Here is a 21,988-nt window from a genome sequence, read left to right on the forward strand (position 1 = left end):
AAAGCATGGCCATCTACTATTATAAAAAATAATAGTCAGCCCCTAACTGTAAAGTGCAACCGCCTTTACCCATGCAAGCACCTCCCGAGACAGTTTGCGCAAATAATTTACCGTCGAATCACCGCACGCCCCTGAAGCATACAATTCAACAGTTTTACCCTGCCAATAACGCTTGGCAAGCCAAGAGGCACGCGCAAGATGAAAAGCATCGCTGACAATGATGATTTCGTTCGCATCCCGTAGCTTCGGTACACTCAGCACAATATTTTCATATGTACTTTCCGAATGTTCTTCCAATCGTATTTTTTCGGACGGTACGCCCATTTCCACGGCCATATCGCGCATAGTTTGAGCTTCATTGCTGCCGTCCCCGTCCGTTCCTCCGCTCATCAGCAATTCACCCACCTTACCTTGCCGATACAGCCTGACACCAGCTTCAACCCGCGAGCGCAAACAAGGATTCGGTTTTCCTCTGCGGTTAACAGCATTACCCAAGACAACAGCAATATCGGCAGAAGACAGGGTTTCAGACGACCTTTTTTCCACATTGACTGCACATAGATGCAGCCAGCTCAAAACAGCACACCATACCAAAAGACAAACGATGCACAATATCCAATACTTTTGCATTAATACTCCGGTGGATTTTGACCTTTGGGCATCATAGCATAATCTCTTTCACCATCTTCCAAGGTTTCAGACGACCCCCTTAGCCGCCAATTACTTATTGCATCCCTCCCCTTCCATCTTTATAATGCGCACACTCTTACGGGAGTAGCCATCTGATTTTCACTGACAATCAGAGCCGTTATCAACATAATTGACCGAGTTCGACAAAGATCGGTCATGGTGGCGGCATCTTCCTGACAACAGGAAGACAGGCAAGACGTAAGCGTTGTCCATACCCTTGCGGGCGGTATGTGCAACGCTTTTTGTTTTTGCCCGCTTCGGTTGAGTATCTTATGGAAGCATTTTTCTCTTCAATGTTGGGCGTTGCCATTGCCGAAATCGGCGATAAAACGCAACTGCTCGCCCTTTTCCTTGCCGCTCGTTTCGCCCAGAAAAACGCGGTAGTCTCCGGCATCTTCATTGCCACTTTACTGAATCATTTGGTCTCCGCATTTATCGGCGTATGGCTGGCGGAAACCGTTTCCCCAGATACCGTCAAATGGACGGTCGGCATCAGTTTCATCGCGGTCGGTTTGTGGCTGCTCCTACCCGATAAAGATGAAAATCCCGACAGCCGTTGGCTCAAATACGGCGCGTTCGGGGCGACGGTTTTTCTGTTTTTCATGGCGGAAATCGGCGACAAAACCCAAATCACCACGGTCTTGCTGGCGGCAAAATACCAATCCTTATCCATGGTCGTACTCGGCAGCGTTACCGGATTGATGTTGGCAACTGTCCCAGTGGTTTATCTGGGCGATATGCTCATGAAAAAAATCCCCGCCAAAGCCGTGCGGATTTCCGCCTGCGTACTGTTTTGCGTATTGGGCGCCATCACTTTGTCCGGTGGCGGCATTATGTTGAAATAGGTCGTCTGAAATGTGGGAAATCTTATTTAGGCATCCGGATTTTGTCGCCATCAACAAACCTTGCGGCGTATCCGTACATCAGGAAGAGGGCGAAGTCAGCCTGACGCAGACGCTGGCGGCGCAGCTCGGTCTTGAGCAGGTTTGGCTGCTGCACCGCTTGGACAAACTGACCAGCGGCGTGCTGCTGTTTGCCCTGAACCCGCAAAGCGCGTCGGCGCTGGCGCAGCAATTTGCCGCCAAAACCATGCGTAAAACTTATTTGGCGCTGGGAACGGACAAGCCGTCTAAGAAACAGGGTTGGATCAAAGGTGATATGGAAAAATCGCGGCGCGGCACATGGAAACTGATGCGCAGTATGGAAAATCCCGCCGTGACCGAGTTTAACAGCCATAGTTTAGAACCCGGCTTGCGTTTGTTCGTCCTACATCCACATACGGGCAAAACCCACCAGCTTCGTGTCGCCATGAAAAGTTTGGGTAGTCCGATTTTGGGCGATACGCTCTACGGCGGGAAGCCTGCATCGAGGATGTTCCTTCATGCGTGGAAAATAAAATTTGATTATCAGGATCAGACGTTTGAAATCGTCGCGCCCTTGAGTGAGGAATGGCCGCCATTGGATCTCATTTATGAATAAATCCAAAATATCTGACAAGGTTTCGTGTATCGCATCAGATAATCGAAAATAAAAAACCGCTAAGAAAGCGGGTAGTTAGGGCAACACCTTTCAAAGTCGAAAATAATACCGGCGGCGTGGTTTTCTTTTCAACGGTGTAGATTGTCGGTATGCCAGCGGCGGGCGATTGATTCAAAGGTATTTAAAGCGGCGGCTTGCCGTTCGCGTTTTTCCTGTTGCTTGGCTTCGCTGGGGTCTTGCCCCGATACAAGCAAACGGCGGGCGTTTTCAGCGGCTTGGCGGGCTTCTACCAGTGATATGGTCGGATATTTGCCGATAGTAAATGTTTTCTCTTTTGCCGTTATGCGAAAAGTCAAACCGCCATAACTTCCCGCCGCTCGTATTGATATACAGATACAAGCCCTTGCCGTCATTCAGCTTGAACGGTTTTTCGGCAGGCTTGGCGTTTTTGATTTATCGGTCGTTCAGCTTCATTTTTACGGTATTTTTTCGAGGTATTTTTCAGATACCGCAAAAGATACCGTAAATTTTAGGTTGCTTCAATTAGGCTGAATTAGACGAAATTATACAATCAGGAAGAAGACAATAGGATAGCAATCAGCCTGAAAGCCTTGTATTTATTGAGATTGGTTGATGGCATTAGACAGGATTAAACGAAAAAAAACGCCTAGAATTTCTAAGCGTTTTTGTATGTTGGTGCCGACAGCGAGATTTGAACTCGCACAGCCTACGGCCACTACCCCCTCAAGATAGCGTGTCTACCAATTTCACCATGTCGGCATTTTGAAAACTTTTATTTCTGCTGCTGAGGAGCGGGTGCAGCAGGTGTGGGTTGGTTTTCAGCGGGAGCGGCAGGTTTCGGAGCCTGCTGGGTTTGTTTCACATTGCTGAAATCCAAACCGTGTTTGTTTGTATGGGTATGGATATAAACCATTGCCATGCAGGTTGCGAAGAAGAAAGTCGCTGCGATGGCGGTTGCGCGGCTCAGGAAGTTTGCGTTGCCTGCGGAACCGAATACGCCCTGTGCGCTGCCGCTGCCTGACCCGAAGGTCGCGCCTGCGTCCGCGCCTTTGCCGTGTTGCAGCAATACTAACACAACCACCGACAAAGCGGAAATAATATTAATAATCCAGATAAGGGTTTTAAAGGCTTCCATATGTTTTCTACGAGGCTTGTGCTGCGTTGATGATGGCGGTAAATGAGTCATATGATAATGACGCGCCGCCAACCAATGCGCCGTCTACATGAGGTACTGCGAAGATGTCGGCTGCATTGTCTGCTTTCACACTTCCGCCGTAAAGAACGCGGATTTTAACATCGCTTCCGCACAAAGACAAGATTTCTTTGTAGATGAATGCGTGCATGTCGGCAATTTGTTCTACGGTGGCGACTTTGCCGGTGCCGATTGCCCATACCGGTTCGTAGGCGACGGCGATGTTTTTGGTGTTCAGTCCATGCAATACGGAGAGTTGGTGGGCGATGACTTCGTGTTCTTTGCCGGCTTCGCGCTCCTCAAGGCTTTCGCCGACGCACAATAGGGGAATCAGACCTACGTTGAGGACGTTTTCCATTTTGCGGCGTTGGATTTCGTTTTTCTCACCGAAATAGAGGCTTCGTTCGGAGTGTCCGATGAGGACGATGTCTGTGCCGATGTCGGCGAGCATTTCTGCGGAAACTTCGCCTGTGTAGGCGCCGTTGTTGGGGAAGCGGCTGACGTCTTGGGCGCAGGTGAGGATGCGGTTGTTGAGGACAATCTGCATGGCGTTGTGCAGTTGCAACAGGTAAACGGTCGGGGCGGCGAGGCCGATTAGGACGCGTTCGGCGGTGGGCATGATGCGGAAGCGGTGCATGAGTGCGTTGTTGTTTTGGAGTCGGCCGTTCATTTTCCAGTTGCCGATGACCCATTTTTGATCCCACATTCCGATTTGGTGATACATCTTTTTTGCTCCGTGTTGTGTTTCTTTGGCTGTACGCTGCGTGTAGCGCGATGTAACGTGAAGTTTAGTGGATATGCGACGGGTTAGCAACTTGAAACGGGATGCCCGGGGTCGTCTGAAATGCTGTTTCAGACGACCTGTTTTATAATAACTGCTTGATATACACATATATAGGACATGGCTATGCACGCGCTTCATTTTTCGGCTTCGGACAAGGCTGCGCTTTATCGGGAGGTATTGCCGCAGATTGAGTCTGTGGTGGCGGACGAGACGGATTGGGTGGCGAATTTGGCGAACACGGCGGCGGTTTTGAAGGAAGCGTTCGGCTGGTTTTGGGTGGGTTTTTATTTGGTCGATACGCGTACGGACGAATTGGTTTTGGCGCCGTTTCAGGGGCCTTTGGCGTGTACGCGGATTTCGTTCGGACGCGGGGTGTGCGGTCAGGCTTGGGCGAAGGGCGAGACGATGGTCGTCAAAGATGTCAATGCGCATCCCGACCATATTGCCTGCTCGTCTTTGTCGCGTTCGGAAATTGTGGTTCCGCTGTTTTCAGACGACCTCTGTATTGGTGTGTTGGATGTGGACAGCAAGCATTTGGCACAGTTTGATGAAACGGATGCTTTGTATTTGGGCGAACTGGCGAAGATTTTGGAGAAGCGGTTTAAGGCTTCGCGTCAGGCGGCTTGAGACCGAAAAAACGGGCGGGCGGCGCGCGCTGAAGTTGGCGCGGCGGGAGTGTGGTTTTATAATGTCTGCCATTGCTAAAACAATTATTTAACGGAGCACAAAATGGATTTTGAAAAAGCGCGGTTCAATATGGTCGAACAGCAAATCCGTCCGTGGGATGTATTGGATTTTGACGTTTTGGACGCGTTGGAGGAAATTCCGCGCGAGCGTTTCGTGAGCGAGTCTTTGCAGGGTTTGGCGTATGCCGACATGGAGCTGCCGCTTGCCAACGGACATAAGATGCTCGAGCCGAAAATCGTAGCGCGGTTGGCTCAGGGCTTGAAGCTGACGCAAACCGATACGGTTTTGGAAATCGGTACGGGTTCGGGCTATGCGACCGCGCTTTTGGCGAAACTGGCGGGTAAAGTGGTTTCAGACGACCTCGATGCCGAGCAGCAAAACCGCGCCAAAGCAGTGTTGGACGGCTTGGCTTTGAACAATATCGATTATGTGCAAAACAACGGGCTGACCGAGCCTTCCGCGGGCGCGCCGTTTGATGCGGTTTACGTCGGCGGCGCAGTGGACCGCGTGCCTGAAGTGTTGAAAGAGCAGTTGAAAGACGGCGGCCGCATGGCAGTCATCGTCGGCCGCCGGCCGGTACAGCGCGCGCTGTTGATTACGCGCAAGGGCGACGAATTTGAAGAAAAAGTCCTGTTCGACACGCTGGTCGCGCATTTGGACGACAAAGAAAACCGTCCTTTCGGCGATTTCGATTTTTAATCTTTTGAAATCAAAGGTCGTCTGAAAACCAGCCGGACATGGCGAAACGTTTTCAGACGACCTTTCATCGTTTCCATCATTTCACACACACAACATCATGACGATCCCGCAACTCACCCCGCTGCAACTGCAACAATGGCAGGAAGAAGGCCGCGCGTTCCATCTGCTGGACGTGCGCACCGACGAGGAAACCGCCGTCTGCGCCCTGCCTGACGCCATCCATATCCCGATGAACCTGATTCCGCTGCGCCAAAACGAGCTGCCCGACGACGATTTGCCGATTGTCGTTTACTGCCACCACGGCATCCGCAGCCTGCATACGGCAATGTATCTGGCGGACGCGGGTTTTGAAAATCTGTTTAACCTGCAAGGCGGGATTGATGCTTGGGCTTTACAGGTGGATGGGGCGATGGCGAGATATTGATAACGCTAAAAGGTCGCCTAAAAACCTTGATTCAGGTTTTTCAGACGACCTTCTTTCATATTTCCGCTTCAATAATGCGGCGGAATTTCATCACGCAGGCTGTAAGGTTCGCGCTCTCCGTTTGCGCCTTTGTCCTGCATTTTCTGATAAAGCAGCCTTAACTGCGCCTGCTGTAAATCCAGAGTCTGCTGCATTTTCGCCACCGTATCGTTCAGGCTGCCGATTAAGTCTTCCTGAAGCGCGGTTTGGATTTCCAGCTCGGTGATGCGGTGTTCCAATTCGTCCATTTCGCTCATTTACAGCACCATCGCGGCAATCCAGCCCGCAATCATCAGCGGGATATTGTAGTGGATAAAGGTTGGGATGACAGAGTCGCGGATGTGGTCGTGTTGCCCGTCGGCGTTCAAACCCATGGTCGGGCCGAGCGTCGAGTCGGACGCTGGCGAACCGGCGTCGCCCAATGCACCTGCCGTACCGACGATGGCGACGGTTGCCAGCGGCGAGAAGCCGAGGCTGATACACAGCGGCACATAAATCGCGGTAATAATCGGCAAAGTGGAGAAAGAAGAGCCGATACCCATAGTAACCAATAATCCGACAAACAACATGGCAAATGCCGCCATGCCTTTATTGCCGCCGAAAAGTTGCATACTGTGTTCGACCAGCGGTTTGATTTCGCCTGTCGCGGTCATGACTGCCGCAAAGCCTTGCGCCGCAATCATGATGAAACCGACCATCGCCATCATTTTGATGCCTTCGCCGAACACATCGCTGGCGGCATCTCGGTTCATCACGCCGAGCATCATAAAGACGGCAAACCCCAGCATCGCGCCCAACACCAGCGAATCTTCATACATCAACTGAATCGCAAAGCACACGCCGATTGCCACCGCCGCCACCAGACTGCGGTAAGCCGAAGGCTGGGGCTGTTCGGATGCTTCGCGGTTGTCTTCCGTATCGACGGTATTGGTTTGATAAATGCGTGATTTGCGGTAGTGGACAAACGCCGCCAGCAGCCCCGTCACCATACCCAGCGCAGGAATCGCCATCGCATGCATGACGCTGATGCCTTTTACGTCCATACCCGCAGATTTGATGTTGCCCAAGAGGATGTCGTTCAAGAAAATCGCGCCGAAGCCGTAAGGCAGGAACATATAAGTCGTCACCAAACCGAACGTAATCACACACGCCACCAGGCGGCGGTCGACTTTCAGACGGTTAAACACCAGCAAAAGCGGCGGAATAATCATCGGAATAAACGCGATATGGATAGGCACGACGTTTTGACTCATGATGCCCATCGCCAAAATAATCAGCAACAGCGTCCATTTCACCGAACTTTCGCCTTTCGCGGCATCCTGACTGTTGTTGAGTTTGCGGATAATGCCGCCCGCAAGCTGCTGCGGCAGCCCCGAATAGGTAATCGCCATCGCGAACGCACCGAGCATCGCATAAGACAAAGAAATCCGCGCGCCGCCCTTCAAACCTTCGTTAAACACGGGAATAATCCCCGACTGCGTAACATTGCCTGCCGCATCCACGACGTTTTCCAGCGGCATTCCCGCCACCAGTCCGCCGACGAACGCACCGACAGTCAGGCTCAATACGACGTGTACCCGCGACAGCGACAATACGAGCATCACGATTACTGCAATCACTACGGCATTCATGCCTTGTTCTCCGTTTCAGACGACCTGTCGTCATCTATTCATATATTAAAAGAAACATCATAACCTAACATGATTTAACGGGCTAGGGCAAGCCGCCTTTCAGACGCCCCTACCCCGCTGCCCAAAATAAAGGTCGGCGGATTCGCATTTGAAGTGCAACTTTCCATAACAGAAAAAGGCCAGTATGCGGTAGCATACGGCCTTTCCTGCAAGAAAGATTGCCATGAGCTACACACAACTGACCCAAGACGAACGATACCATATCCAATACCTGTCCCGCCACTGCACCATCGCCGAAATCGCCAAACAGCTCAACCGCCACAAAAGCACCATCAGCCGCGAAATCAAGCGGCACTGCATCCAAGGACAGCAATACAGCGCCGAAAAAGCACAGAAGCAAAGCCGGCTGACCAAACAGCACCGGCGAAAACCCTATAAGCTCGATTCGCAGCTGGTTCAACACATCGACACCCTTATCCGCCGCAAACTCAGTCCCGAACAAGTATGTGCCTACCTGCATAAACACCACGGGATCACACTCCATCACAGCACCGTTTACCGCTACCTTCGCCAAGACAAAAGCAACGGCGGCACTTTGTGGCAACATCTCAGAATATGCAGCAAACCCTACCGCAAACGCTACGGCAGCACATGGACCAGAGGCAAAGTGCCCAACCGCGTCGGCATAGAGAACCGACCTGCTATCGTCGACCAGAAAACCCGCATCGGCGATTGGGAGGCCGACACCATCGTCGGCAAAAATCAGAAAAGCGCGTTATTGACCTTGGTCGAACGCGTTACCCGCTACACCATCATCTGCAAATTAAAGAACTTAAAAGCCGAAGACACTGCCCGGGCGGCCATTAGGGTATTAAAGGCATATAAAGCCAGAGTCCACACCATCACCATGGATAACGGCAAAGAGTTCTACCAACACACCAAAATAGCCAAAGCATTGAAGGCGAAAACCTATTTTTGCCGCCCTTACCATTCTTGGGAGAAAGGGCTGAATGAGAACACCAATGGACTCATCCGGCAATATTTCCCCAAACAAACCGATTTCCGAAACATCAGCGATCGGGAGATACGCAGGGTTCAAGATGAGTTGAACCACCGGCCGAGAAAAACACTTGGCTACGAAACGCCAAGTGTTTTATTCTTAAATCTGTTCCAACCACTGGTACCCTAGTGTTGCACTTGAAATCCGAATCCAAGGTCGTCTGAAAACAAGTGAAACAAGTTTTCAGACGACCTTGGATGGGTTTTGGGTTGCAAGCACCGCGTGCATGCGTACCGTACACACCTACACCCGATGCCCAGTTTCAGTAGGTCAGATTCTCGAATCTGACGGTTTTTGAGATGGCAGGCTTTTGTCGGATACAAGTATCCGACCTACTGCTGGCTAATCCTTCTTAATCGGCGGATTGGCATTAATCGGCAACGACGAGCGGGAAACTTTAACTTTTGGATAATGCTTCCGCATCAAGTGCTGAAAAACTTCCGCCTTGCGCTCTTTTCCGCTCTTTTCGTAATTCGTCCCCAAAATCACTTCGTCCACAATATCGCGTATATCGGCATAAGGCAGATAGACGGATTTTGTGGTTTCACAATATTTGATTTTGTCCGAACCGATTTGTTCGATTTTCAGCAGTCGGAACTCTTCTTCGTCACGGAAAGCAAAATCTTTAAACAGATAGCGGATATATTCTAAAGCCTTTCCGTCTTCATTTTTGATTTTATTAGAGTTTTTAATTAACTTCGTTAACGCTGCTCTAAGCTCCTTAATACGGAACTTATGCCATTTTAGATTTTTCCCAACTGGCTTTAGTCGAATACCGAATTTTGGTCTTCTTGTATAGGGTAGCCATATTGTGCATTTTTCCTTAGCAATATATTCATCGTAATAAGCGATATAAGCTACCTGATAAAGCGGCAGGTTATCATCTTCAAAATCTGAATTAGGTATATCTGCTTCTACTAGCTGTTCATCTGAATATCCATCTCTCCCTTTTTTTACCATGCTACGGAATGAGGCGGAAACATCAGATTCCTTCAGCCAATTTCCCTCTTTATTAAATACCAAGCAGCAGCCTGATGCTTCCACGCCGTTTTCTTTGCCATACAGGCGGAACTGGTTCAGATCGTTGACGCGGCTGGAAAAACAGGTAAAGAAAGCATTATGGACAGGACAATCAGCCTTGTTTTCCAATTCCAAATCCTGCAGATTCAAAAACTCCAACAGTCCTTCCCCTTCGGTCGGATCGTTCATATAAGTGGAGCTGCCGATTCTCATCGGACTAACCTTGTTATTGTCAACAGGATAGTTATCATCAGCTTTACCATTAGCTTTATCACTGACAATGCCGAATAATCTTTCGCATACTGAAGGCGAAGTGTAATGGGCAAGAGGAATTGACCCTAATTCCATAGGTGGGATATTTAAAACTGCCAGAATGGTGGAGATAGCATCGGTTAAGTTGTCTTTTTTATTTTGGAATAATTTTTCCCGTATACTCTGCTTTTTCTGATCAAAATAACTTTGCCATTCTTCTTGAAGAAAACAAATTTCTCTTAAGTATTGGCGAATAATCTTATCAGCTCTATTTCTTTCTAACTTATCCTTTAATTGAGACAAATTATTGAAGGAAAATAAAAAATATTCAAAAGCCTTTTCAGTTAACTCTTTGACCTTAGAAGAATCTTCATCTTTAATCTTAACTGCCTGATCGAAATAACAGCGGCCTAACCAAGATTGGGCATAGACTTGTTGTTGAAGGCTGTTTTGCTTGTCTGCCAGCTGCTCGGCAAGACTCAATTGCTGTTGGAAATGTTCAACTGCCTGTCCAAATAATTGTTCCGACTCCTTGCCTTTGGCTTTCATCGCCTGCTCAAAAGAGCAGCGGCCTAAACAAGATTGGACATAGATTTGTTGTTGAAGGCTGTTTTGCTTGTCTGCCAGCTGCTCGGCAAGACTCAATTGCTGTTGGAAATGTTCAACTGCCTGTCCAAATAATTGTTCCGACTCCTTGCCTTTGGCTTTCATCGCCTGCTCAAAAGAGCAGCGGCCTAACCAAGATTGGGCATTGATTTGTTGTTGAAGGCTGTTTTGCTTGTCTGCCAGCTGCTCGGCAAGACTCAATTGCTGTTGGAAATGTTCAACTGCCTGTCCAAATAACTGTTCCGACTCCTTGCCTTTGGCTTTCATCGCCTGCTCAAAAGAGCAGCGGCCTAACCAAGATTGGACATAGATTTGTTGTTGAAGGCTGTTTTGCTTGTCTGCCAGCTGCTCGGCAAGACTCAATTGCTGTTGGAAATGTTCAACTGCCTGTCCAAATAATTGTTCCGACTCCTTGCCTTTGGCTTTCATCGCCTGCTCAAAAGAGCAGCGGCCTAACCAAGATTGGGCATTGATTTGTTGTTGAAGGCTGTTTTGCTTGTCTGCCAGCTGCTCGGCAAGACTCAATTGCTGTTGGAAATGTTCAACTGCCTGTCCAAATAACTGTTCCGACTCCTTGCCTTTGGCTTTCATCGCCTGCTCAAAAGAGCAGCGGCCTAACCAAGATTGGGCATTGGTTTGTTGTTGAAGGCTGTTTTGCTTGTCTGCCAGCTGCTCGGCAAGACTCAATTGCTGTTGGAAATGTTCAACTGCCTGTCCAAATAATTGTTCCGACTCCTTGCCTTTGGCTTTCATCGCCTGCTCAAAAGAGCAGTGGCCTAACCAAAATTGGGCATAGGTTTGTCGTTGAAGCCTGTTTTGCTTGTCTTCCAGCTGTTCGGCAAGCTTCAATTGCTGTTGGTGATGTTTAACTGCCTGCTCAAACAACTCAGCTGCATCCTTTCCTTCGGCTTGCTTCGCCTGCTCTAAATAGCAACGGCCAAGCCAAAACTGAATATCGTTTTGCTCTTGAATTTGGCTATTTTTATCTTCAATTCCATCTAAAGCCTGATTCAGCTTTTCAATCGCTTCGTCAAATTTTTTGTTATTGAATAACGCTGCACTTTCTTCAATTAAATCTTGAACATTCATTACTTTATCCCTTTCTCAAAACAATCTGTTAAACGCCATAACATCTCAATGCGCCTCTTCCCAATTCATCCCCACGCCCACTTCCGCCACCAGCGGCACTTTCAACATCCCATCATCCACTTTCGCCATAATCTGCGGCAGTTTTTCTTTCACTAAATCTAGTTCGGCTTCGGGGACTTCCAGCACCAATTCGTCATGCACCTGCATAATCAGCTTGCTCTTCAGGTCGTCTGAAACCAGCCAGTGGGACACGTCTATCATGGCGCGTTTGATGAGGTCGGAGGCGGTGCCCTGCATGGGGGCGTTGATGGCGGCGCGTTCGGCTCCGGCGCGGGCGTTGGCGTTTTTGTTATGGATGTCGGGCAGGTAGAGGCGGCGGCCGAACAGGGTTTCGACGAAGCCTTGGGCGGCGGCTTGTTCTTTGGTGCGCTGCATGTATTCGGCGACGCCGGGGTAGCGGGCGAAGTAGCGGTCGATGAAGGTTTTGGCGGACAGGTTGTCTATGCCCAGCGATTTGGCGAGGCCGTATTGGCCCATGCCGTAAATGAGGCCGAAGTTGATGGTTTTGGCGTAGCGGCGTTGTTCGGACGAGACGTTTTCGGGGGCGATGCCGAACACTTCGGCGGCGGTGCGGCGGTGTACGTCTTCGCCGTTTTGGAACGCGGCGATGAGGGTTTTGTCGCCGGAGAGGTGCGCCATGATGCGCAGCTCGATTTGGGAATAGTCGGCGGAAACGATGACGCTGCCTTGCGGTGCGGTGAAGGCGCGGCGCACGCGGCGGCCTTCGGCGGTGCGGATGGGGATGTTTTGCAGGTTGGGGTTGTTGCTGGCGAGGCGGCCGGTGATGGCGACGGCTTGGGCGTAGGTGGTATGCACGCGGCCGTCTTTGGGGGAAATCATTTCGGGCAGTTTGTCGGTGTAGGTGGATTTGAGTTTTGCCAGGCTGCGGTTTTGCAGGATGATTTTGGGCAGGGGGTAGTCGGGTGCGAGCTGTTCGAGCACGGCTTCGTTGGTGGAAATGCCGCCTTTGGCGGTTTTTTTCAGGCCTTTGGTGGGGATGCCCATTTTGTCGAACAGGATTTCTTGCAGCTGTTTCGGAGAGTTGAGGTTGAACGGCTGGCCTGCGGCGGCGTAGGCTTCTTGTTCGAGCTTCATCAGCTCTGCGCCGAGTTCTGCGCTTTGGCGGGCGAGCTCGGCGCGGTCGATTTGTACGCCGTTGCGTTCCATTTCAAACAATACCTGCGCGACGGGCAGCTCCATTTTTTCATACATTTCAAGCTGTTTGGCGTCCATCTGCGCGCGCAGGTGCGCTTCGAGGCGCAGGGCGAAATCTGCGTCTTGGGCGGCGTATTCGGTTGCCTGCTCGATGGCGACGTCGGCAAAACCGATTTGTTTCGCGCCTTTGCCGCATAGCGATTCGTAGGTAATGGTTTCCAAGCCGAGCCAGCGTTCGGACAATTCGTCCAAGCCGTGTCCGAGATGGCTCTCGATGATGTAGGAAGCGAGCATGGCGTCGCCGGCAATGCCGTTCAGGGCGATGCCGTAGTTGGCGAAAACGTGTTGGTCGTATTTGAGGTTTTGCCCGATTTTTTTCAGGGCGGGGTTTTCCAAATGCGGTTTCAGACGACCTAATACGTCTTGCAAATCAAGCTGTTCGGGCGCGGCAGTCAGGCTGTGTCCTACGGGGATGTAAACCGCCTCCCCTGCTTGGAACGCGATGCTGATGCCGACCAGCGCGGCGTTCATCGCGTCTAAGGATGTGGTTTCCGTGTCGATGCCGATTTTGTCCGTCTGAGACAGTTTGTCCAACAAGGCGGTAAACTGCGCTTCGGTGGTAACGGCTTGATAATCCAGCTTTTCGGGGGCAACGGCTTTTTCAGGTAGCCTTTCAGACGACGTTTCCATGTCCAACGCCGCCTGTTCGCCTATCGTATCGCTGCCGAACAAATCGCCGTCTGCCGCTTCGTGCATACGGCTTTCCGCTTCTTTCAGCCAAGTGCGGAAGCCCCAGCGTTTGAAATCGACCGCAAGCTGCGACCATTTCGGCGAAGTGCGGCGCAGGCTTTCGAGGCCGTCTGAAAGCTCGGTGTGTAAATCTACATCGGTTTTAATCGTCACCAAGTCATACGAAAGCGGCAGTTGGGGCAGTGCAGCTTGCAGGTTTTCGCCGACCTTGCCCTTGATTTCCGCAGCGTGTTCCATCACACCAGCCAGCGAGCCGTAGGCTTCCAACCACTTCACCGCCGTTTTCGGGCCGCATTTTTCCACGCCCGGCACGTTGTCCACCTTGTCGCCCATCAGCGCGAGATAATCGCGGATTTGGTCGGGGCGCACGCCGAATTTTTCCTTCACGCCTTCAATGTCCAGCGTTTCGCCGCTCATTGTGTTCACCAGCGTTACGCGCTCGTTCACCAGCTGCGCCATGTCCTTATCGCCGGTGGACACCACCACATTCCAACCCGCTTCGCCAGCCATCGCCGCCAGCGTGCCGATAACGTCGTCCGCTTCGACTTGCGGAATGACCAACACCGGCCAGCCCATCAACCGCACCAAATCCGGCAAGGCTTCCGCCTGCGGGCGCAAATCGTCCGGCATCGGCGGGCGCGTCGCCTTGTAGTCGGGGAACATCTCGTGGCGGAAATTCTTGCCCTTCGCATCAAACACCACCGCGCAATAATCATGCACATAATCCGCCCGCAGCCGGCGCAGCATGTTCAACACGCCGTAAAGCGCACCCGTCGGCGCACCGTCAGGCGCGGACAACTGCGCCATCGCGTGATAAGCGCGGTAGAGATAAGAAGAGCCGTCAACAAGGAGGAGAGTGGGTTTGGACATGGTGAACCTGCTTGAAATGAGTGAAAAATAGATGGACGGATTATAAAGGAAAAGACAAGAGGTCGTCTGAAAGCAAGTTTTCATGGCATAACACGTTCCACTCAAAACGCCCTCCCCTTTCTACATCCATACCGTTAGACATTGCCGTAAAAAAGGTCGTCTGAAATTTCAGCCGACCTTTTCATATACCCGCAACACGCTATTCGTCAATATTCCGCCGAATGCCAAAACGGCTGCCCTACGGTCGGCGTACTGGCTTGCGCTTTGGTGCGCGCTTCGACCGGTTCGGCTTCAAATGCCAGCCGTCCGGATTCGACGGCGAGTGCGAAGGCGCGCGCCATGTTGACGGGGTCGCCGCTGCGGGAAACGGCGGTGTTCAGCAATACGCCGTCAAACCCCCATTCCATCACTTGCGCAGCCTGCGAGGGCAAACCCAAGCCCGCATCGATAATCAGCGGCGTGTCGGGCAGGCGTTCGCGCAGGACCTTCAGCGCATAGGCGTGAACCGCGCCCAAACCCGTGCCGATCGGTGCCGCCCACGGCATCAGCGCCTGACAGCCCGCGTCGAGCAGGCGGCGGCAGGCAATCAGGTCTTCGGTGCAATAAGGCAGCACTTTGAAACCGTCTTTAATCAGGATTTCCGCCGCTTCGACGAGTTGGAACACGTCGGGCTGCAAGGTGTCGTCGTCGCCGATGAGCTCGAGTTTGATCCAATCGGTCTCAAACACTTCCCGCGCCATCTGCGCCGTCGTTACCGCTTCCTGCACGCTTTGGCAGCCTGCGGTGTTCGGCAGCACGGGGACGCCGCTTTCTTCCAACAGCGACCAAAACCCCTGACCGTGCGCCTCGCCTCCGCTTCCCGCACGACGCAGCGAGACGGTAATCATCGCGGGGCGGGCGGTTTGGACGGATTGTTTGAGGATTTCAGGAGTCGGGTAGGCGGCCGTGCCGAGCAGCAGCCGTGAAGGGAAAGTTTCTCCGTATAGGGTGAGCATGATGGGTTCCTTTGTAAGGTTGTTTTTGGGGACAGGGGTCGTCTGAAAAGGTAAAACAGCTTATCCGCCAACTACGGGGCGCACAATATCGACTTTGTCGTTTTCGTTCAAAACCGTTTCCGTATACGCACCTTTGGCGACGAATCCGGTATTTACCGCGACGGCAAAAGGCTTTTGCGGCGCGGTTTGGGCGATGAGGTCGGCAACGGTTGTGCCGTGAAGTTCGACGGGTTCGCCGTTTAAGATGATGTTCATGTTTTCTCGATGTTTCTGTATTTATAGCGGGCTAAGTTTTGCCTACACGGTAAATCGAATCTTTTTCGCTTTCTCAGGTCGTCTGAAATTTGGTTTTCAGACGACCTTATTCATTCCACAAAGCCTGAAACGCTTTAACCACCGCTTCGGGATTTTCCGCTTCGGTAACGGCGCGGACGACGGCGAGTGAGGAAACGCCGGTGGCAAGTACGGCTCGGGCGTTGTTCAAATCAATGCCACCGATGGCGACGACGGGCGTGCCGCCTGCCTGTTTCACATATTCGCGCAGTTTGTCCAAGCCTTGCGGGGCGGTGGGCATTTGCTTGGTTGTGGTCGGGAAAATCGCGCCGCTGGCGACGTAGCTGGGATGTACGGACAGGGCGCGGTCGAGTTCGGCGACGGAGTGCGTACTCAAACCCAAACGCAAACCGGCGGCGGCGATGGTGGCAAGGTCAGCGGTGTCCATGTCTTCCTGTCCGAGATGCACGCCGTATGCGCCCGCTTCTATCGCCTCGCGCCAATGGTCATTGATGAAAAGCTGTGTGCGGCTGCCCTGACAGGCGGCGACGCAGCGGTCGATTTCGCGTTTCAATTCATCGCCGTACAAGGTTTTGCAGCGCAGTTGCACCGTGTCGGCACCTGCTTTGACCATGCGCTCCACCCAATCGGTGGTGGGAACGACGGCGTAGAATTTAAGCGGGGATTTTAGGGGCGGGAAGGTCATGGGGTGTCCTTTTAAGTTATCGCTGATGGCGTTCCTGCAGGCGTTCGGTATGCGCCCGCAGTTTTTCGCCGTCGGCTTGGTATTCATTTGAAGACAGCACGGCAGTTGCCGCTTCTATTTCCTGAGGCAGCAATAAGGTCGTCTGAAAACGTCTGATATAGGATGCTGCCTGTCTGATACGGCAGACATTCGGCGGCATTTGCGTTTTCAGTTCACAATCGCCGAGGAAAACCACCATCGAATGAAATTTTTCTTCCGGCAGTTGCAGCAGTTCGGATAATGCCTTGATGTGTGCGTAATTCTGGCGCAACGGATTTTGAAAGTAGTGTTTCTGCTTATAGACGACTTGTGTCCATTTCGATTGCTTCTCGCTGCCGAAAATCCAACCTGTGTAATTCTTGGTTTCTATGACAAATATCCCGAAAACCGAAACATAAATATGGTCGATTTGCGTCGTGCCGCTACGGGATGGAATAATCAAATCATGAAATTCGATATAGGTTTCTTCATCCAAATCTTTTCCGATTACTGAACGGACTGCCCGTTCACCTATGCGTCCTTTCACTTTGGGGTTTTGGAGCAGCGCTTTCAAAAGAAGCAGGGGAATGACGAGCAGGAAAATCCAAAAGATACCTGACAGGTTTCCTATTGCTTGTTCAATCATGACGTTTTCCTTTTTGTTTTATTGTTTAATGAAAGTGAGCCTGGTATAGCCATCTGATGAGGTCGTCTGAAAACATCAAGTATTCACATTCATGCCGTAGAGTAGAAGACGGGTGATACTTGATTGGAAGCTCCCCCTTCTTATAACCAACGGCGAACGCGCCGACAGTAAGACTCGTATTCTGCGCCGAATTTCTGCGCCAAAACGCGTTCTTCGGGCATGATTTGAAAGCGTGTCATATAGGCAACAAATGCAGCCAAAAACAACCACGGCAGCGGGTGCGCCAAATAGCCCGCCCATGCAACCAGCCAGCAGCCCATGCCTGCATACATCGGGTTGCGGCTGAAACGGTACACGCCGTCTGAAACGAAGTGTTCGGTTTGTTCGGGGTTGAACGGGCTGACGGTCGTGCGCACACGGCGAAACGCCCACACACCTAATATGCCTAACAAAGTCCCAAACGCCATCAAAACAACCGACAGCAATATAGGAAAGCGCGGCATTATGTCAGCCAGCGCAGAAACTTGGGCAGAAATGTACATCAACAACGCACAAATAAAACATATCGCCGGCGGCGGAATTTTGGTTTCTAAATTCATATTGTTACCTTTATAAAACTGATAGCGCGACGTTTTCAGACGACCTCAAACTTATTTTTCAATATACGCCAAACCGCTTTCTTCATCACGTTCGGGCACGTCTTTTCCGTCAAACAGTGCCACTGCCAATCTGACGGCGGCGGCGGTTACGGCGGGGGAAATCATGAAGCCGTGACGGAAAAGGCCGTTGATTTCAATCAGGCGTCGGGCGCGGCTGTAACGGATTTCGGGGTTGTGGTGGTTGAGCGTGGGGCGCAGGCCGGTGGCGATTTCGAGGATGTCGGCTTCGCCGAAGGCGGGGTGGACAGCATAGAGCGCGGACAAGAGTTCCAGTCCGGAACGTACGCTGGCGGGAGCTTGGCTTTCGCTTTCGATTTGGGTCGCGCCGATAATGAAGACGTGGTTTTCTTTCGGGGCGATGTAGAGCGGGTAACGCGGATGGAGCAGGCGCACGGGGCGGTTGAGCGTGATTTCGGGTGTATAAACCCGCGCCACTTCGCCGCGTATGCCGCGCAAGGTGCTGGTGTGTTCGGGGGCTTGGTTCCAGGCAGTTTTTGCGCCGTAGCCGCGGCAGTCGATCAGCCAGTCGTATTGGGCTTGCAGGTCTTCGGGGGCACATTCGTGTTCCCAATGGCAAGGGACGTTCAGCCCGTCCAAAGCGTCGGCAAGTGCAGACAAGATTTGCTGTCCGTCGAGCTGGCCTTCGGTCGGCAGGTAGATGCCGTCTGAAAAACGTCCGCCGAGTTGCGGTTCGCGTTTGGCGATGTCGTCGGCGCGCCAACGGACGATTTCGTCATCCGCTACGCCGCCGCGTTTGAGATGGCGGACGAACTCGCTGGATAATGGCTTGTCCTGCCCGTGCCACACAATCAGGCTGCCGTTTTCCTGCATCATGGTCGGCGTTTTCAGACGACCTCGTATGTTGCGCCACAGCGGAATGCTCTGCCTGCCCAGTTTGATGACTTCGGGCGTAGCCTCGACCGCCTCCGCAGCAGGCGCGAGCATGGCGGCGGCAACATAAGCGGCGGCGTGTTCGCCTTTGCGCCCGCCCTTGTCAAAGAGGGCAATGGATAAACCTTGTTCTGCAAGTTGTAAAGCAGTCAGACGGCCGCAGAGGCCGCCGCCGAGAATGGCGATACGGGGCATGGTGGATTCCTTTGTAGTATTGTGCAATTGGGAAGTCGAAAGATAAGACGGAAGCGGAATCCACCGAATGGCGGGAAAATGCGGGAAAGGGAACGGAAGCCTTTTCAGGCGTTTGACAGCTTGTTTCCTACGCAGGCATTACCCCGACAGGTTCTACGGATTCCGCTGGCGCGGTCTCAGCTGTTTGCAGGAACAAGCAGCACTCCGACAAGAAAATATGAAGTTTATACAGATTTATTTATTTTGGCAAAAGATTGTCTGAAAATACAAATTTTCATGAGACAAAATACTTTAAAAGGGATAATTTTTCCAAATCAATCTTGGCACTTAATCCAAATGAAACGCACTATTAAAGTAAAGGAATTTGTTCCAAAACACAAAATGGAAACATTAAATACAAACAAATAACGACAAATAGATAATTACCTAACTGCCTAATCTAAAATATATGGTGGATTAAATTTAAATCAGGACAAGGCGACGAAGCCGCAGACAGTACAGATAGTACGGCAAGGCGAGGCAACGCCGTACTGGTTTAAAGTTAATCCACTATAGTTTATAGTGTGCAATTCAAAATATTGATTTACCAATAAAAAAATGTCATCCGCAATGCGGATGACACTTAATTTTAAAGCAATTATTCGCTAACTGTATTAGCAGCTTTATCAACTAATTCAACGAGTGCTAATGGGGCATTATCGCCTTTTCGGAAACCATACTTCAGCACACGAACATAGCCACCATTTCGGGTAGCAAAGCGAGGACCCAATTCATCAAACAATTTAACCACAACATCACGATCACGAGTGCGGTCAAATGCCAAACGACGGTTTGCCAAGGAAGGTTTTTTACCCAATGTAATCAAGGGTTCTACTACGCGGCGCAATTCTTTAGCTTTAGGCAAAGTTGTCACAATAGTCTCGTGAGCCAACAATGAGTTCGCCATATTACGCAGCATTGCAGCACGATGGCTGCTTGTACGGTTTAATTTGCGGTTACCATTACGATGACGCATGTCATTATCCTTTAATCTTCAAACTTACGGCTTTTCTAAGCCTACAGGCGGCCAAGCTTCCAATTTAGAACCTAGTGTCAAGCCTTTAGATGCCAACACTTCTTTGATTTCATTCAAAGATTTACGACCCAAATTCGGAGTTTTAAGAAGCTCTGTTTCAGTACGTTGAATCAAATCGCCGATATAATAAATATCTTCAGCTTTCAGACAATTAGCTGAACGTACAGTTAATTCCAAATCATCTACCGGACGCAGCAGGATAGGATCAATAGGAGGAGCTTTTTCTTCAACTTCTTCTACTGGAGTACCTTGCAAATCAGCAAAGATAGACATTTGATCAATTAAAATACGAGCGGCACTACGTACAGCTTCTTCAGGATCAATAGAACCATCAGTTTCAATATCCAAAACCAATTTATCTAAATCCGTACGCTGCTCTACGCGTGCAGGTTCAACTTCAAAGCTAACACGACTGATGGGCGAAAAGCTCGCATCCAACTGAATTGCACCAATCTGGCGGTTTTCATCGCGCACAACACGACGACCGGAAACAGATTGATAACCACGCCCCTGCTCAACTTTGATTTCCATCTCAATTTGACCATTCTCGGCCAAATGACAAATAATATGCTCAGGATTTAAAATTTCCACATCATGTGGCAATTCGATATCGCCGGCAACTACTACACCGGCCCCTGACTTTCTCAAAGTTAACTGAACTTGGCCACGCCCATGCAGCTTAAATACAATACCTTTGACATTCAACAAAATATCGACGACATCTTCTTGAACGCCATCAACAGTAGAGTATTCGTGCAATACACCGGAAATGGCCACTTCAGTAGGAGCAAAACCATTCATGGATGACAGTAAGATACGACGCAAAGCATTACCTAAAGTATGACCAAAACCGCGCTCAAACGGCTGCATGGATACTTTTGCACGAGTGGTAGATAAAGTATCGACATCAATTTGACGAGGTTTCAAAAATTCGGTTGTGCTATTTTGCATTTAACTGTCCCTCACTGAGCTAGCGTTATTTAGAGTAGAATTCTACCACCAGCTGTTCATTAATATCGCCAGTTAATTCTGAACGATCTGGCATATTTTTAAATATGCCTTCCAATTTATCTGCATCAACAGAAACCCAGCTTGGTAAACCGATTTGAGTTGCCAGACTTAAAGCTTCCTGGATACGAACCTGTTTTTTAGCTTTCTCACGAACAGCTACAACATCACCAGCTTTAACTTGGAAAGAAGGAATATTTACAACCTGACCGTTAACGGTAATTGCTTTATGAGAAACCAGCTGACGCGCCTCAGCACGAGTCGAGCCAAATCCCATGCGATATACTACATTATCCAAACGAGACTCTAACAATTGCAGCAGCAATTCACCAGTAGAGCCTTTACGTCGATCTGCTTCTGCAAAATAGCGACGGAATTGACGTTCCAATACGCCATAAATACGACGAATCTTTTGCTTCTCACGTAATTGCAAACCATAGTCGGACAAACGCGGTTTTTTTGCGCCATGCTGACCAGGAGCGGAGTCCAGTTTACATTTAGAATCTAAAGAACGACGAGCGCTCTTCAAAAATAAATCAGTACCTTCACGGCGTGCTAATTTACATTTAGGGCCAATATAACGTGCCATGTTTCAATCACTCCTTTAAATACGACGTTTTTTAGGCGGACGGCAACCGTTATGAGGCAACGGAGTAACGTCGGTAATACTGGTAATTTTAAAACCAAGAGCGTTGAGTGCACGTACAGAAGACTCTCGACCAGGACCAGGGCCTTTTATACGAACTTCTAAATTTTTAACGCCATATTCTTGGGCAACTTTACCAGCTGCTTCTGCAGCCACTTGAGCTGCAAACGGTGTACTTTTACGAGAACCTTTAAAACCAGCGCCGCCAGAGGTAGCCCAAGACAATGCATTGCCTTGACGGTCAGTGATTGTAATGATGGTATTGTTGAAAGAAGCATGTACATGCACAATACCTTCGCTTACGGTTTTACGTACTTTTTTACGTACACGCGAAGCTGTGTTTGCTTTAGCCATTAATAAAATTCCTT

At 50.5% G+C, this 21,988-nt stretch carries 24 protein-coding genes, 1 tRNA gene and 1 riboswitch; of the genes, 6 read left to right on the top strand and 19 right to left on the bottom strand.

Annotation, left to right across the window (positions count from 1 at the left end):
- Positions 1-42 precede the first annotated feature (42 nt).
- The gene (locus MON37_RS10270) at positions 43-630 is read right to left on the bottom strand and encodes a YdcF family protein (protein WP_039405616.1); all 588 of its coding nucleotides are present in this window, start codon (positions 628-630) and stop codon (positions 43-45) included.
- A 332-nt stretch (positions 631-962) separates the two neighbouring features.
- On the opposite strand from MON37_RS10270, the gene MON37_RS10275 reads away from it, so the two are divergent.
- A complete protein-coding gene (locus tag MON37_RS10275; protein ID WP_039405613.1) occupies positions 963-1,535 on the top strand; it encodes a TMEM165/GDT1 family protein in 573 nt (190 codons plus the stop codon).
- A 10-nt stretch (positions 1,536-1,545) separates the two neighbouring features.
- Positions 1,546-2,169, top strand: a complete 624-nt coding sequence (locus tag MON37_RS10280) for a TIGR01621 family pseudouridine synthase (RefSeq protein WP_039405609.1) — start codon at positions 1,546-1,548, stop codon at positions 2,167-2,169.
- 128 nt (positions 2,170-2,297) lie between these two features.
- On the opposite strand, the gene MON37_RS10285 is transcribed toward MON37_RS10280, so the two are convergent.
- The 4 genes from MON37_RS10285 to tpiA form a co-directional block, all read right to left on the bottom strand.
- Positions 2,298-2,525, bottom strand: coding sequence for an integrase arm-type DNA-binding domain-containing protein (locus MON37_RS10285; protein WP_239650757.1), 228 nt, complete (start codon positions 2,523-2,525; stop codon positions 2,298-2,300).
- Positions 2,526-2,863: 338 nt separating this feature from the next.
- Positions 2,864-2,949: transfer RNA gene (locus tag MON37_RS10290), tRNA-Leu, on the bottom strand.
- Between the two features lie 13 nt (positions 2,950-2,962).
- A complete protein-coding gene (gene secG / locus MON37_RS10295; RefSeq protein WP_039405607.1) occupies positions 2,963-3,325 on the bottom strand; it encodes a preprotein translocase subunit SecG in 363 nt (120 codons plus the stop codon).
- A gap of 7 nt (positions 3,326-3,332) precedes the next feature.
- Complete coding sequence (tpiA, locus tag MON37_RS10300) at positions 3,333-4,106, bottom strand: triose-phosphate isomerase (RefSeq protein WP_003759302.1); 774 nt, start codon at positions 4,104-4,106, stop codon at positions 3,333-3,335.
- A gap of 183 nt (positions 4,107-4,289) precedes the next feature.
- Between tpiA and MON37_RS10305 the strand changes: the two genes are divergently transcribed.
- From MON37_RS10305 to MON37_RS10315, 3 genes are all read left to right on the top strand, one after another.
- Positions 4,290-4,793, top strand: coding sequence for a GAF domain-containing protein (locus MON37_RS10305; RefSeq protein ID WP_099048406.1), 504 nt, complete (start codon positions 4,290-4,292; stop codon positions 4,791-4,793).
- 102 nt (positions 4,794-4,895) lie between these two features.
- Positions 4,896-5,552: a protein-L-isoaspartate O-methyltransferase family protein gene (locus MON37_RS10310; protein WP_039405600.1), complete on the top strand. Its 657-nt coding sequence runs from the start codon at positions 4,896-4,898 to the stop codon at positions 5,550-5,552.
- A gap of 97 nt (positions 5,553-5,649) precedes the next feature.
- A complete protein-coding gene (locus tag MON37_RS10315) occupies positions 5,650-5,976 on the top strand; it encodes a rhodanese-like domain-containing protein (RefSeq protein ID WP_019270395.1) in 327 nt (108 codons plus the stop codon).
- 68 nt (positions 5,977-6,044) lie between these two features.
- Here the strand turns inward: MON37_RS10315 and MON37_RS10320 are convergent, their stop codons facing one another.
- Both MON37_RS10320 and MON37_RS10325 read right to left on the bottom strand, forming a co-directional pair.
- The gene (locus tag MON37_RS10320; protein WP_003742919.1) at positions 6,045-6,272 is read right to left on the bottom strand and encodes a SlyX family protein; all 228 of its coding nucleotides are present in this window, start codon (positions 6,270-6,272) and stop codon (positions 6,045-6,047) included.
- The gene (locus tag MON37_RS10325) at positions 6,273-7,646 is read right to left on the bottom strand and encodes a Na+/H+ antiporter family protein (RefSeq protein ID WP_039405590.1); all 1,374 of its coding nucleotides are present in this window, start codon (positions 7,644-7,646) and stop codon (positions 6,273-6,275) included.
- Positions 7,647-7,869: 223 nt separating this feature from the next.
- Here MON37_RS10325 and MON37_RS10330 point away from each other — a divergent pair, with 223 nt between their 5' ends.
- Positions 7,870-8,835, top strand: coding sequence for an IS30 family transposase (locus tag MON37_RS10330; protein WP_242883531.1), 966 nt, complete (start codon positions 7,870-7,872; stop codon positions 8,833-8,835).
- 213 nt (positions 8,836-9,048) lie between these two features.
- Here the strand turns inward: MON37_RS10330 and MON37_RS10335 are convergent, their stop codons facing one another.
- The 12 genes from MON37_RS10335 to rpsK all read right to left on the bottom strand — a co-directional run bounded on the left by MON37_RS10335 (position 9,049) and on the right by rpsK (position 21,974).
- Entirely contained in the window at positions 9,049-11,673 is a 2,625-nt protein-coding gene (locus MON37_RS10335) for a sel1 repeat family protein (protein WP_242883660.1), read from the bottom strand.
- A gap of 45 nt (positions 11,674-11,718) precedes the next feature.
- Positions 11,719-14,508, bottom strand: a complete 2,790-nt coding sequence (gene polA / locus MON37_RS10340) for a DNA polymerase I (protein WP_039408208.1) — start codon at positions 14,506-14,508, stop codon at positions 11,719-11,721.
- Positions 14,509-14,714: 206 nt separating this feature from the next.
- The gene (locus MON37_RS10345) at positions 14,715-15,503 is read right to left on the bottom strand and encodes a thiazole synthase (RefSeq protein WP_039408205.1); all 789 of its coding nucleotides are present in this window, start codon (positions 15,501-15,503) and stop codon (positions 14,715-14,717) included.
- Between the two features lie 60 nt (positions 15,504-15,563).
- Positions 15,564-15,758 carry a sulfur carrier protein ThiS gene (gene thiS, locus MON37_RS10350; RefSeq protein WP_039408203.1) on the bottom strand — a complete coding sequence of 65 codons (195 nt, stop codon included), beginning with the start codon at positions 15,756-15,758 and terminating at the stop codon, positions 15,564-15,566.
- A gap of 106 nt (positions 15,759-15,864) precedes the next feature.
- A complete protein-coding gene (gene thiE, locus MON37_RS10355; RefSeq protein WP_039408200.1) occupies positions 15,865-16,482 on the bottom strand; it encodes a thiamine phosphate synthase in 618 nt (205 codons plus the stop codon).
- A gap of 16 nt (positions 16,483-16,498) precedes the next feature.
- Entirely contained in the window at positions 16,499-17,146 is a 648-nt protein-coding gene (locus MON37_RS10360; protein ID WP_003768442.1) for a nuclease-related domain-containing protein, read from the bottom strand.
- Positions 17,147-17,286: 140 nt separating this feature from the next.
- Positions 17,287-17,745 carry a methyltransferase family protein gene (locus MON37_RS10365; RefSeq protein ID WP_039408196.1) on the bottom strand — a complete coding sequence of 153 codons (459 nt, stop codon included), beginning with the start codon at positions 17,743-17,745 and terminating at the stop codon, positions 17,287-17,289.
- A 51-nt stretch (positions 17,746-17,796) separates the two neighbouring features.
- The gene (locus tag MON37_RS10370; protein WP_039408194.1) at positions 17,797-18,891 is read right to left on the bottom strand and encodes an FAD-dependent oxidoreductase; all 1,095 of its coding nucleotides are present in this window, start codon (positions 18,889-18,891) and stop codon (positions 17,797-17,799) included.
- 107 nt (positions 18,892-18,998) lie between these two features.
- A riboswitch (TPP riboswitch) is annotated at positions 18,999-19,108 on the bottom strand.
- A 420-nt stretch (positions 19,109-19,528) separates the two neighbouring features.
- Complete coding sequence (gene rplQ, locus MON37_RS10375) at positions 19,529-19,906, bottom strand: 50S ribosomal protein L17 (protein WP_039408189.1); 378 nt, start codon at positions 19,904-19,906, stop codon at positions 19,529-19,531.
- A gap of 24 nt (positions 19,907-19,930) precedes the next feature.
- Positions 19,931-20,917, bottom strand: coding sequence for a DNA-directed RNA polymerase subunit alpha (locus MON37_RS10380; RefSeq protein WP_003775857.1), 987 nt, complete (start codon positions 20,915-20,917; stop codon positions 19,931-19,933).
- Between the two features lie 25 nt (positions 20,918-20,942).
- Entirely contained in the window at positions 20,943-21,563 is a 621-nt protein-coding gene (gene rpsD, locus MON37_RS10385; RefSeq protein ID WP_039408185.1) for a 30S ribosomal protein S4, read from the bottom strand.
- A gap of 15 nt (positions 21,564-21,578) precedes the next feature.
- Positions 21,579-21,974: a 30S ribosomal protein S11 gene (rpsK, locus tag MON37_RS10390; protein WP_002216249.1), complete on the bottom strand. Its 396-nt coding sequence runs from the start codon at positions 21,972-21,974 to the stop codon at positions 21,579-21,581.
- Positions 21,975-21,988: the final 14 nt, after the last annotated feature.

This window comes from Morococcus cerebrosus (assembly GCF_022749515.1).
Taxonomy (GTDB): domain Bacteria; phylum Pseudomonadota; class Gammaproteobacteria; order Burkholderiales; family Neisseriaceae; genus Neisseria; species Neisseria cerebrosa.

What these genes read in the sequence shown, in the direction of transcription:
- rpsD (WP_039408185.1), bottom strand. Translation starts at nt 21,563, where the DNA reads ATGGCACGTTATATTGGCCCTAAATGTAAATTAGCACGCCGTGAAGGT.
- MON37_RS10310 (WP_039405600.1), top strand. Translation starts at nt 4,896, where the DNA reads ATGGATTTTGAAAAAGCGCGGTTCAATATGGTCGAACAGCAAATCCGT.
- rplQ (WP_039408189.1), bottom strand. Translation starts at nt 19,906, where the DNA reads ATGCGTCATCGTAATGGTAACCGCAAATTAAACCGTACAAGCAGCCAT.
- MON37_RS10315 (WP_019270395.1), top strand. Translation starts at nt 5,650, where the DNA reads ATGACGATCCCGCAACTCACCCCGCTGCAACTGCAACAATGGCAGGAA.
- MON37_RS10275 (WP_039405613.1), top strand. Translation starts at nt 963, where the DNA reads ATGGAAGCATTTTTCTCTTCAATGTTGGGCGTTGCCATTGCCGAAATC.
- secG (WP_039405607.1), bottom strand. Translation starts at nt 3,325, where the DNA reads ATGGAAGCCTTTAAAACCCTTATCTGGATTATTAATATTATTTCCGCT.
- rpsK (WP_002216249.1), bottom strand. Translation starts at nt 21,974, where the DNA reads ATGGCTAAAGCAAACACAGCTTCGCGTGTACGTAAAAAAGTACGTAAA.
- tpiA (WP_003759302.1), bottom strand. Translation starts at nt 4,106, where the DNA reads ATGTATCACCAAATCGGAATGTGGGATCAAAAATGGGTCATCGGCAAC.
- MON37_RS10365 (WP_039408196.1), bottom strand. Translation starts at nt 17,745, where the DNA reads ATGAATTTAGAAACCAAAATTCCGCCGCCGGCGATATGTTTTATTTGT.
- MON37_RS10345 (WP_039408205.1), bottom strand. Translation starts at nt 15,503, where the DNA reads ATGCTCACCCTATACGGAGAAACTTTCCCTTCACGGCTGCTGCTCGGC.
- MON37_RS10370 (WP_039408194.1), bottom strand. Translation starts at nt 18,891, where the DNA reads ATGCCCCGTATCGCCATTCTCGGCGGCGGCCTCTGCGGCCGTCTGACT.
- MON37_RS10270 (WP_039405616.1), bottom strand. Translation starts at nt 630, where the DNA reads ATGCAAAAGTATTGGATATTGTGCATCGTTTGTCTTTTGGTATGGTGT.
- MON37_RS10380 (WP_003775857.1), bottom strand. Translation starts at nt 20,917, where the DNA reads ATGCAAAATAGCACAACCGAATTTTTGAAACCTCGTCAAATTGATGTC.
- polA (WP_039408208.1), bottom strand. Translation starts at nt 14,508, where the DNA reads ATGTCCAAACCCACTCTCCTCCTTGTTGACGGCTCTTCTTATCTCTAC.
- MON37_RS10305 (WP_099048406.1), top strand. Translation starts at nt 4,290, where the DNA reads ATGCACGCGCTTCATTTTTCGGCTTCGGACAAGGCTGCGCTTTATCGG.
- MON37_RS10330 (WP_242883531.1), top strand. Translation starts at nt 7,870, where the DNA reads ATGAGCTACACACAACTGACCCAAGACGAACGATACCATATCCAATAC.
- MON37_RS10280 (WP_039405609.1), top strand. Translation starts at nt 1,546, where the DNA reads ATGTGGGAAATCTTATTTAGGCATCCGGATTTTGTCGCCATCAACAAA.
- MON37_RS10325 (WP_039405590.1), bottom strand. Translation starts at nt 7,646, where the DNA reads ATGAATGCCGTAGTGATTGCAGTAATCGTGATGCTCGTATTGTCGCTG.
- thiS (WP_039408203.1), bottom strand. Translation starts at nt 15,758, where the DNA reads ATGAACATCATCTTAAACGGCGAACCCGTCGAACTTCACGGCACAACC.
- MON37_RS10335 (WP_242883660.1), bottom strand. Translation starts at nt 11,673, where the DNA reads ATGAATGTTCAAGATTTAATTGAAGAAAGTGCAGCGTTATTCAATAAC.
- MON37_RS10360 (WP_003768442.1), bottom strand. Translation starts at nt 17,146, where the DNA reads ATGATTGAACAAGCAATAGGAAACCTGTCAGGTATCTTTTGGATTTTC.
- MON37_RS10320 (WP_003742919.1), bottom strand. Translation starts at nt 6,272, where the DNA reads ATGAGCGAAATGGACGAATTGGAACACCGCATCACCGAGCTGGAAATC.
- thiE (WP_039408200.1), bottom strand. Translation starts at nt 16,482, where the DNA reads ATGACCTTCCCGCCCCTAAAATCCCCGCTTAAATTCTACGCCGTCGTT.